The organism is Chroococcidiopsis sp. CCALA 051 (assembly GCF_003015105.1).
In the GTDB taxonomy this organism is placed as follows: domain Bacteria; phylum Cyanobacteriota; class Cyanobacteriia; order Cyanobacteriales; family Chroococcidiopsidaceae; genus Chroococcidiopsis; species Chroococcidiopsis thermalis.
This window is the reverse complement of the sequence record NZ_PYCI01000066.1, coordinates 23,751-34,780: the sequence shown is the minus strand read 5'-3', so window position 1 is coordinate 34,780 and position 11,030 is coordinate 23,751. Positions and strand designations below refer to the sequence as shown.

The window sequence follows — 11,030 nt, the reverse complement described above, 5'->3', positions numbered from 1 at the left end:
AACCAGAGGATTCAAGCAGAGCCATCCAGTTGTTAATCAAGTCTGTTTTTCTCCATCCTTTACGAAATACCACTACCTACGGATTTACCACAATCAGCAAAATTCAATGGGCAGAAGGATGGCTGGACTATTTTGATGGTTGGAATATTTTTTAGTACCGAAAACGAAACTCAAAAGATTATTGTTGAAGTTAAAAATTTTGTAGCATAGTTACTATGCTACTTTAAGATCCAAGAGTAGCTATTAAGCAGATAGGCTGCGATCGCTCTTGAGTGCTTGCATCAGAAGCTATATTCAAAATATCGAACTTTGCCAAAAACCATCATGCACCAGATTAACTTACAAGAAGCTGAGACTCGACTGGCAGAGCTAATTGAAGAAGTAGCAGGCGGGGAAGAAGTTGTAATTACCCGTAGTGATGGAAGTTCTTTCAAAATTGTGCCACTTAATACAGTAGAAGCAATCCCTAAGTTTGGCAGTGCAAAGGGAATGGTAAAAATGTCAGATGATTTTGACGCACCATTGGAGGATTTTGAGGCATAGGTGAGTTATGCGTCGCTCGCAACAACAGCCCACAAAGATGAACGCAATTACCTATAGGCTGCCGGAGCCAGGGGACGAACACCAAATCAGTGCTTGCATGTGGGCTTCTGCGGATCTTTGGGAACTTACAGATGGAACACCAGAAAGTGTTGCCGAATGGAAACAAATTTGTGACCTAGAAGAATTGAGAGGAAGAATCTTGAGTGTTGAGAAAACGCTAGTCGCTACATGGAATGGAATCGTTGTCGGTTTTATTGCATTTCGCACAGGGAATCATCTATCGTTGTTGTTCGTCCGAAGAGAATTTGCTAGGCAAGGAATTGGTAGAGAGCTATTCACTCGGTGCAGCAACGCTCTTAATCAAATCACTGTTAACTCATCTGATGCGGCAGTAGGCTTTTATCAAAAAGTCGGGTTTGTCCAAAACGGCGATCGCTTTTGCAAAAATGGGGTATGGGCAACACCCATGAAATGGACTAAAATTGCAGCGAATCGAAACCACTGACATATTCTTCACAGCTTGTTATCGATCGCGTTACTTCTCAACCCAGAAACTATAAAATTGAACTAGATCGAGCGCAAAATTCCGAGCAATTCTGCTATGAAAACGCTAGCTAAATGGTCTGTAGAAGACTATCATCGCATGATTGAAGCAGGCATTCTGCGCGATCGCCATGTGGAATTGCTAGCGGGTGAAATTGTTGAGATGAGTCCAGAAACACCAATCCATTACTCTACAGCAAAACGAGGCGCGAAGTACTTGGAAGAATTGCTGTTAGGTAAGGCTGATGTACGCTTCAATGGACCTATTACTCTAGCCGATTCCGAACCAGAGCCAGATATCGCGATTGTGAGATTGCCAGAATCATCTTACAACGATCGCCATCCTGCCCCTGAAGATATCTTTTGGATTATAGAAGTTGCCAAGACAAGCTTAAAAAAAGATTTGGATATTAAGGCTGCAATTTATGCAACGGCTGAAATTCAAGAATATTGGGTTTTAAGCTTAGCTACTCGACAAATAATTGTATTTAGAAAGCCTCAAAATGGCAAGTATCTGGAAGCAAACACAATTGACAAAGGAATAATTACACCATTAGCATTTTCAGATGTTTCAGTGTCTGTTGACAGGCTTTTGTCATGATGCGATCGCACCTTTTTGTTAATCTCCGATCGCTATAAGATACACGTTTTTGACTTTTAACTTTTAACTTTTGACTTACTTACGACTTTCCTCGCTGTCGCCCCAATAGTTGAATAATAAATTGCCCATGACTGCGGATCTTCGGCAATTTGACAATACCGCTCGATGTCTTGTTGCGTTGCTTTACCCGTAGCAATATATTTATCTGCTAATCGCTCAGCAGACATTTTCATAACTGTAGCAATTCCCGAACCACCAGGGGCTAAAGGAGTATCATTTTCAACAGATAATTCTTGCAAATTCAACTGTTGAAATATGGTAGGCAATTTAACACCAAAAGCATAATCCATCCCCCTACTAGCAAACATTTGGGCGATCGCCTCATTCACTCGATTCATCGACTGACAAGCTGCTTCATTTCCCGCGATCGCTCTAGCAGCAGAAAAATCGGGTTCTTCGATAACAATCCACCCACCAGGTTTGAGTAAATCTAACATTTTTGCGAGAGCAACTTGAAATTCTGGAACATGAATCAGCACGTAGCGAGTATGAATGAGATCGAAAGATTGACTCTTTAGCGCTAGATGACGAATATCGGATTCTATAATTTCTATGTTTGCTCGTTTGCTCTTGGCAACAAAACGAGTATTTAAATCGACAGCAACAACCTTACCGTTTTCTCCAACAATTTCTGCCATCCATCGGGCGATCGATCCTGCTCCTGCACCAACTTCAAGACAGCACCAATTAGGAGAAATACCTGTTGCTTGAATTCGCTGACGACTGGCAGGATCGAAGACTCGTTCGATTGCTTGGAGTCTTGCCAATTCTTTCAACTCAGTTTCTGTCAGTTTAAATTCTTTGGGTTCGACTGTTTTAGATTCAACTTTTTTCTCAGGCTGAGAATTAGTAAAGATGTATGTAGAATCTGACATTTTCACCCCTGTAACTCTGACTAATTTTTGCTTATACGACCGACAGAAAAACCTCGACGAGTAGGTTGATTTTGTGCTAACTGTACTTGAAAACTGACGCGATCGCTCGTCCCATCACTTCTAGCTTCCACAGTCCAGTTCCCGGGACGCAGTTCCCAAAAGAAAGCATCAGATGTCTGCGTTACTAACTTCTGACCGTTAAGCCACCATTCTACAGGTTTATCTAACTTTGCAGCGAGTTTAAATTCTAGCCGTTGCTGAGTGTCGCTTGCACCATTGTTAGGGTAGAGGAGAAACAAAGCGCCGTTGGTAGGAGAGACGATTTTCAGTCCGCTTGTAACCCCTAGCGATCGCCCTTGGGTTGCCAACCATTCATCATACTCTCTAGGTAAATTAAGCCGATATTGCGGCTCTTTTGCTGTATGAGCAGTTACCAGTTGATAAAAAGTATCGGGGTGGCGATCGTATTCGTCCAAATCTTCTGGATAAAAATATTCCTGTACCACTGTCGGACAAGCAGGTGTAGGTTTCAATCCCGACAAAGCACAGACGGGACGTAAAACCAAACCAGATGGAGCAGGAAAAGCCGCAGGTTCTCGATCTTCGTGCAAGTGCAACATAATCCGATTCCACAAAGGAGCCGCACCCATCACCCCAGATACCTGACGCATCGGTTCGCCGTTAAAATTGCCTACCCAAGTTGCAACTGTATAATCAGTCGTAAATCCTACCGTCCAAGTATCGCGAAAATTAGAAGAAGTTCCCGTTTTCACCGCAGCAGGAAAAGGCAAATTCAGCACCGAGTCCACACCAAAAGACTTAGCACGGGCATGGCGATCGCTTAATATGTCAGTTATCAGTGACCAGGGACCAGTGGAAAGGGAGCAGGGACGAGCAGGGACGAGCAGGGAGCAGAGTTCAATTGTGAATTGCGCATTAGTTTTGTCTGCCTTGTTCCCCTTTTCCCAAATCTCAAATTCCGAATTCCGAATTCCGAATTCCGAATTCCCCTGTCTTGCCATAGTTACATAAGCACGGGCTAATTCCCATAAACTGACTTCACCACTACCGAGGGTTAAGCCGAGTCCGTAATATTCCGGGGGCTGGTTTAAATGCTCGAAACCAAGTTGATGCAAGCGTTGCAAGAAATTTTCTACACCAACTCGCTCCAAGACTCGCACGGCGGGAACGTTAAGAGAATTCGCTAAGGCAACGCGGACGCGCACGGGTCCTTGAAAGGATTCGCTATAATCTGTAGGGCTGTAAAGCCGCGCTCCAGGAATAGCATAGTGGGTAGGTACGTCTGCTAATACGGTATTTGGACGAATTAGCCGCTGTTCCAAGGCTAATTGATACAAAAAAGGTTTTAGGGTAGATCCGGGCTGTCGAAGTGCTTGCACGCCGTCGTTACGCCCCAATTCGGCATCGGCAAAGTAATCGGGAGAACCGACATAAGCTAAAACTGCACCAGAATGATTATCGATAACTAAAGCAGCAGCGTGGTGGACGTTGTGTGGTGCAAGGTGGCGCACGATCTGCTGGACTTGGACTTCTACAAACTGTTGCAAGGGACGATCTATAGTCGTCCGAATTTGGGATGGGTGTTGTTTGGGAAGTTGACTAGCTGCCCAAAATAGAAAATGCGGTGCAGCGATAATTCCCTGCCGTCGCGACTGGAGCGTAATTGCTTCGATATTGGCTTTTTCTGCCTCAGCACGGGTAATATGTTTATCTAGAACCATGCGATCGAAGACATATTTCTGTCGCCGTTTCAATCTTTCCCAACTATCGTAAGGATTCAGATATACCGGATTGTTGGGTATGGCTGCTAGCAGACTAGCTTGTGCTAAATTTAGTTCGGATGCAGGCATTCCCAGATATATTCGCGCCGCAGCTTCTACGCCGTAGATATTGCCACCCATCGGCAGACGGTTGACGTAAGCTTGCAAGATCTCGTCTTTGCTCATGCCTGCGGCTAGCCGCCAAGATAACCAAATTTCCCGAACTTTCCCCCAGAAGTTGCGCGGTAAGGGTTCTAGCATCCGTGCTAGTTGCATTGTAATTGTCGATGCGCCGCTGACAATTCTTCTAGCTTGAATAGAAGTGACGATCGCCCGTCCGACTGCCTTTAAATCCAACGCTCCATGATGATAGAATTGCCCGTCTTCGGCTGCTAAAATTGCTTGGATAAACTGGGGCGAAACTGCATTCAACGGTACGGCTACAGTATGGTTGCGATCGCGAGTCAGTAAAGTTCCCAAAGGCAACCCGTGGCGATCGCTAAATTCAATTGCCTGTCCATCCTGTAAGATATCTTTGGCATGAATTGGCGCGAGATACGGTAAGCCACGGACAATCAGACACAGTAGTATCAAAACAAAAATTCCCTTTTTCCAGAGGAGCCGGGAGTCGGAAGTCGGGAGTCGGGAGTCGGGAGACAAGGAGGACAAGGGAGACAAGGGAGACAAGGGGGACAAGGGAGCAGGGAGCGCACGAGCAGGGAGCAGAGGGGAAGAGGGGGAGAGTGGGAGAAGGGGAGTAATTACCAATTACCAATTACCAATTACCAACTACCAATTACCAATTACCAATTACCACTGATAACTAGTCACTAGTCACTGAATTATTCCCGCCGTATTTAATTAATAGCGCGATCGCAATACTAACAGCTAGTACCAACACCATACTTAACGCCGAACCAAATCCCCAGTTCTGGGTTGCGCCTAAAAACTGATTGTAAATTAACCTGGCGATCGTCATACTGGATGCACCACCTAGTAACTCTGGAGCAATGAAATCGCCAATTGCCGTAATGAAAACTAACAGCGAACCTGCGGCAATTCCTGGTAAAGTTTGGGGGACAGTTACCTTCCAAAAGGTTTCAGCGGGATTTGCTCCTAAATCTGCGGCTGCTTCCAGCAACCTCCGGTCTAATCTTTCCAGGGAAGCATAGAGAATCAATACCATATAAGGCAGCAAATTGTAACTCAAGCCAATCAAAACTGCCGTACTGCTATTGTGAATTTGGAGGCTGGGTAAACCAACACTATTGAGCAAAGAGTTCAGCACGCCTGTAGGACGCAAAATCGTAATCCAGGCATAAGAACGCAGTAAAGAGGATGTCCACAGAGGTAAGACAAAGCCCAATAAAAGTAGAGTCCGCCAGCGTTGAGGAGTCAACAAAGCAATCCAGTAGGCGACGGGAAATCCTAATAATAAGCAAATAATAGTACTAGAGCTAGCTAAAAATAGCGATCGCCCCATCACTCCCATATATAGGGGTTGAAATACCTGAATATAATTATCTACACCGCTAGGATTAACAATATTTCCCGGGCGAAACCCTGGCACTAAACTCAACTCAAAGATAATCAGTGTTGGTAGTACCAACAACAATATCAACCAAATTCCAGCCGGAGTTAGAAAAATCGTCGGTTCTAGCCAATTCCACCGACGAGGATGTTTCGGTGGTAGCGGTGGTTCGGCATCCTGACTTGAGGTTGCATCGAGTTGAAGTGGTGACTTTTTTGCAGGCACAGTTTGTAGAAGGGAGTAGGGAGCAATAATCAGTGACCAGTGACCAGTGACCAGTGACCAGTTGTCAGTCAACAAATGAATAATGACCAATGACCAATGACGAATAACTATTCATACTTCATCCTTTTTCCTTCTTCCTTCTTCCTTCATACTTTCCTAATTTCCGATCCCCTAGCTGCTAGTTAGTTGCGTCCAGTAGCGATCGTAAACTGCATCAAAATCTCCTAAAGGGGAAATGCGTTCGCATTTGTTTAAGACTGATTCTGGAGGAAACAAATTGGTATCTTGGCGCAGTTGAGTTGGTAACTTTTCTAATGCAACTTGATTGGGAATGGCAACGGTTTGTCGCTGACAAATCTCTGCTGCTACCGTAGGTTCCAAGTTGTAATTGAGCCAAGCATATGCAGCATCAAGATTGGGTGCGGTTTTGGGAATGGCGATCGTATCCGTCCACAAAGACGTGCCGCTGGCGGGAATGATATATCTGAGATTGGGGTTTTCCTGAGAAATTTTAATTCCATCAGTGGAATATGCCATCGCTAACACTAAATCTCCGGCGAGGATTTGACTGCGCCAAGCGTCGGTATCAAATGCAGCAATACTGGGTTTGAGTTCTCGTAACTTCTCGTAAGCCTGTTTAATTTGCGACTCATCTTTGGAATTATAGGAATAACCCAACATTCGTAAAGTTGCGCCCATGACTTCCCGCACGTCATCAATTAAAGTCATGCGTCCTGATAGCTGCTGGCGGTTTTTCCACAAATATTCCCAATCTGTAGGTGGTTCTTTTAACTGTTGGGTATTGTAAACAAATCCAGTTGTTCCCCAACTCATGGGAATACTGTGACGATTTTGCGGGTCGTAAGTCGGATTTTGAAATTGGGGGGCAAGTCGGTCTAAACCTTGAAGGCGCGAACGGTCGAGTTCGTGGAGCATTCCTATTTCTATCATGCGCCTTACCATATAATCGCTAGGATAGATGATGCTGTAATTGCTTCCTCCTCCCGCTTGTAGCTTTGCCAGCATTGCCTCGTTTGATTCGTAGATGTCTGCAACGACTGGTGCTTTGAACCGATCGGTAAAATTTTTAATCAGTTCGTCATCTGTATACTGCGACCAGGTATAGACAAATAGCTTGTCTGTTGGACTGGCTGGTGCTGCTGCCCGTTGGACTCCTCCCTGTCTCCAGCCACACCGGGTGAGGGCAAGTCCAGAAAATGCGGCTACTGATGTGCGAATAAATCTGCGTCTCGATCGCGAAAATCTTTGTACTGGCTGATGGTTTGTGTTCATTCGCTTCCACTGGCTTTTAAAGCTATACAGTCACGAGTCGCCCAACGAACGTAGATCGGTATATCAGTGTCTGATAAAGTGTTGCCTGTATTTGGTTGTAAGACTTTAATGCGATCGCCCGAGTCTAATTCTACTAAGTAGTGAACGTGAGTTCCCAGGTACATGACGTGTAGTAGTTTACCAGCAAAACAATTCGTGCGAATAGTAGGACGTTCCAAGCTCAATTCAATTTTTTCTGGACGCACGCTTACCATCACTGGAGCAGAAGTTGCAGTTGGTTCTGTATAGTCATGTCTTTGCACGACAATTTTTAATCCCTTGTGACTATCAACCTGGAGAGTCGAGCGATCGCTATGCGCGATTTTCCCGGCTAATAAGTTAGTATCGCCAATAAAATCAGCTACAAATGCCGTACTTGGATGTTCGTAAATTTCTTTAGGAGAACCAATTTGTTCGATCTTGCCACGATGCATTACAGCAATACGGTCTGATAAAGAAAGGGCTTCTTTTTGGTCGTGGGTGACAAAGATAAAAGTCACGCCCAAATTTTGATGCAGATTGGATAATTCTACCTGCATTTCCTGACGTAGTTTCAGATCCAACGCTGCTAAAGGCTCATCTAACAACACGACTGCCGGACGATTGACTAATGCCCTTGCCAAAGCAACTCGCTGCTGCTGTCCGCCTGAGAGTTGGGCGGGAAAGCGCGATCGCATTGTCTCCATCTTGACTAATTTGAGTGCGGCTTCCACGCGGCTATTCAGTTCCACCCGCGAGAGTTTTTGCAACCGCAACCCAAAAGCAATGTTATCCCACACATTTAAGTGGTTAAACAAAGCATAGCTTTGAAATACAGTATTGACGGGGCGACGATAGGGCGGAACGCGATTCATCTGTTCACCCTGAATCAATATTTTTCCCGCGTCCGCTCGTTCAAATCCAGCAATTAAACGTAACGTTGTCGTTTTGCCACAACCAGAGGGACCGAGAATACTAAAAAATTCTCCTCGACGAATATTTACGTCGATCCCGTTTACGGCTAATTCTTGATGAAAAAACTTATAGACGTTTTGCAGCTCAACATCAAGCAGCGATGCACCGACTTTTCCCCCTGTATACCGTGTTGCAGTTCGAGCCGTCATCCGTATTGTCCCAGGTAATATATTTTATCTTCCAGTCTGCACGGTATTTTGTCGAAGTGCCAATAAATTTACTTGTCACCGCTATTAGCTGAGCGAACGCTCATTCCAATTGATTAAAATTGATGGGTAAACGCTGCTTTGTCTGAGCGCGATCGCCTCAGTTGTGGGTAACTTAGATCTTAAATGCTACCGCGCCAATATCGTAAATCCCACCCCATGAAAATCATTTATCCCGCCTATGGCAGCAAGACGAAAACGACCCGCACTGTCGGGCGTAGTTTCCAAGCCTTAGTGTTAATGCTAGGGATTACTGTTGCCATGTTTGGTGGGATTGGCAGTCGGCTGGCATATTTACAGCTTGTTGAAGGGACTCGCAATCGTCAATTGGCGGACAATAACCGAATTCGATTGATTCCTAAACAGCCAGAACGGGGCAGTATCTTCGATCGCAAAGGCAGAATTTTAGCAACTAGTCGTCTGTCTCATTCCGTTTACATTTGGCCTATGGCTCCCAAAAAACCGGAATGGGACAGTACTAAACAACGGCTTGCCCAAATTTTACAAATGCCAGCCGCCGAAATTCAACAACGCATGGATAAAGCCGGGGTAAATTCTCCTAGCTTAATTCGCATGGCACGAGATATCAACCCGGCTCAAATTACGGCTTTGGCAGAATACAAAAATCAATTAAAAGATGTAGAAGTTTACATCGAACCGATTCGCAGTTACCCCAACGGTCAAATCGCCGCCCACATTCTCGGTTATACAGGCGAGATGAATGACGATATATTAGCTGAGAAACGTCAAGAAGGCTATCGCCTCGGAGATGTCATCGGACAAATGGGAGTAGAAGCAGCCTTTGAAAAGCAACTGCGGGGTGAATGGGGCGGACAACAGGTAGAAGTTGACGGTAAGGGTAGGGTTTTACGATATTTAGGCGAGAAAAAGGCAAGGTCGGGTCAGAACGTTCATTTAACGATCGATCTAGAGTTACAAAAAGCCGCCGAAAAAACTTTGGGCGATCGCCAAGGGGCGATCGTTGCCCTCGACCCCCGTACTGGCGGAGTATTAGCAATGGTGAGTCGTCCTACCTTCGACCCCAACGTATTTTCTAAACGCATCACCCCCGCCGTGTGGCGCAGCCTACAAAAGAAAGATCATCCCTTTGTTAACCGCGCCTTAAGAGGTTTCCCCCCTGCCAGTACGTTCAAAATCATCACCGCTACAGCTGGCTTGGAATCAGGGAAGTTTTCGCCTAAAACGCGATTGCAAACCTATGGTTGCATGAACATTGGTGGTACGCGATTCTGCGATTGGAATCTTGCCGGATTTGGCGTACTCGATTTTCCGGGGGCGTTGGCTTGGAGTAGCGATACATTTTTCTATCAAATCGGTCGGGGAATTGGCGGACCTACTTTAATTGAATGGACGCGGAAATTTGGCTTTGGGCGCAAAACGGGCATTGAACTCGCACCAGAAGAAGCAAAAGGCTTAGTTGCAGATGATAAATGGAAACGAGCCAACTATGACTTACCTTGGAAGGTAGGAGACACGGTAAATATGTCCATTGGTCAAGGGTTTTTGCAAGTTTCTCCCTTGCAAGTTGCCGTGATGTTCGCCGTTCCTGCTAGTGGTGGCTACCGGATCAAACCGCACTTACTGCGAGATAACGAGGAAGCGAAGAAGTGGCGGGAGTCTCTCAATATCAAACCAAGTACCGTGCAAACCGTCCGTCAAGGATTGCGACAAGTCGTAGCTAGCGGCACGGGTAGGGCGTTGAGTTCTCCTACCATTCCCCCGGCTGCTGGTAAAAGCGGTACGGCGGAGACTTATAAGCAGAAATCTCATACTTGGTTTGGCGGTTATGCCCCCTACAATAAGCCAGAAATCGTGGTCGTCGCGTTTGCCGAACACTCTGGTGGTGGCGGTGGTAAGATTTGCGCTCCAATGGTGTTAAAAGTGATGGAAGCCTATTTTCACGGGCAGAAGGCGAAGGGAGAAGTCGGAAGTCGGTAGGGGCAGGTTTGGAAACCCGCCTGTACGGAAGTCGGAAGTCGGAATTAACTACTCAGATTTTGTACGTTTGCGTACAGACAAATTAGGTTTTTTTGGTTAGGCACTGTGGATGTTTCTGCTAGTCCCGGGAGATTTGGGAGTTAGTTGATAGACATTTAGATAAAGCTTTTTTAAGTATCGAAACGATATGTGCTAAAAATCTCAATACACAAGTTAAAATTCTTTTTGGAATGAACGCGGTGTTACTGTAAATGTTGAGTAGATGAGTTCCACTCGGGCATTGGATAGGTCATAGTTGCGATCGCTCTTTAACAAAAGTTCATAGTGGTTTCAGTATTTTCTCTAAACTTGACAGAGAGAAAATGAAATATGTTGATTTTAAGTAGCGAAAATCACTTTTTTGATGTTTGAATCGAACCT

General features: G+C 45.3%; 9 protein-coding genes. 4 read left to right on the top strand and 5 right to left on the bottom strand.

Features of this window, described 5'->3' with window-relative positions; genetic code table 11:
- The first annotated feature begins 324 nt into the window (after positions 1-324).
- From C7Y66_RS17025 to C7Y66_RS17015, 3 genes are all read left to right on the top strand, one after another.
- Complete coding sequence (locus tag C7Y66_RS17025; RefSeq protein WP_106546509.1) at positions 325-543, top strand: type II toxin-antitoxin system Phd/YefM family antitoxin; 219 nt, start codon at positions 325-327, stop codon at positions 541-543.
- A 7-nt stretch (positions 544-550) separates the two neighbouring features.
- Positions 551-1,048 (top strand): GNAT family N-acetyltransferase, encoded by a 498-nt coding sequence (locus tag C7Y66_RS17020; protein ID WP_106546508.1) that lies wholly within the window; start codon positions 551-553, stop codon positions 1,046-1,048.
- 96 nt (positions 1,049-1,144) lie between these two features.
- The gene (locus C7Y66_RS17015) at positions 1,145-1,687 is read left to right on the top strand and encodes a Uma2 family endonuclease (protein ID WP_106546507.1); all 543 of its coding nucleotides are present in this window, start codon (positions 1,145-1,147) and stop codon (positions 1,685-1,687) included.
- Between the two features lie 56 nt (positions 1,688-1,743).
- Here C7Y66_RS17015 and C7Y66_RS17010 read toward each other — a convergent pair whose 3' ends face one another.
- From C7Y66_RS17010 to C7Y66_RS16990, 5 genes are all read right to left on the bottom strand, one after another.
- On the bottom strand, positions 1,744-2,622 hold the full coding sequence (locus C7Y66_RS17010; RefSeq protein ID WP_106546506.1) for a class I SAM-dependent methyltransferase: 879 nt from the start codon (positions 2,620-2,622) through the stop codon (positions 1,744-1,746).
- A gap of 20 nt (positions 2,623-2,642) precedes the next feature.
- Positions 2,643-4,997, bottom strand: a complete 2,355-nt coding sequence (gene pbpC / locus C7Y66_RS17005; protein ID WP_106546505.1) for a penicillin-binding protein 1C — start codon at positions 4,995-4,997, stop codon at positions 2,643-2,645.
- A gap of 229 nt (positions 4,998-5,226) precedes the next feature.
- Positions 5,227-6,159 (bottom strand): ABC transporter permease, encoded by a 933-nt coding sequence (locus tag C7Y66_RS17000; protein WP_106546504.1) that lies wholly within the window; start codon positions 6,157-6,159, stop codon positions 5,227-5,229.
- A 171-nt stretch (positions 6,160-6,330) separates the two neighbouring features.
- Entirely contained in the window at positions 6,331-7,452 is a 1,122-nt protein-coding gene (locus C7Y66_RS16995) for a spermidine/putrescine ABC transporter substrate-binding protein (protein WP_106546503.1), read from the bottom strand.
- Positions 7,449-8,594 carry an ABC transporter ATP-binding protein gene (locus tag C7Y66_RS16990; protein WP_106546502.1) on the bottom strand — a complete coding sequence of 382 codons (1,146 nt, stop codon included), beginning with the start codon at positions 8,592-8,594 and terminating at the stop codon, positions 7,449-7,451. The genes C7Y66_RS16995 and C7Y66_RS16990 overlap by 4 nt, the downstream gene beginning before the upstream one ends.
- Positions 8,595-8,810: 216 nt before the next feature.
- Here C7Y66_RS16990 and mrdA point away from each other — a divergent pair, with 216 nt between their 5' ends.
- Positions 8,811-10,610, top strand: a complete 1,800-nt coding sequence (mrdA, locus tag C7Y66_RS16985; RefSeq protein WP_106546501.1) for a penicillin-binding protein 2 — start codon at positions 8,811-8,813, stop codon at positions 10,608-10,610.
- The last annotated feature ends 420 nt before the right edge of the window (positions 10,611-11,030 follow it).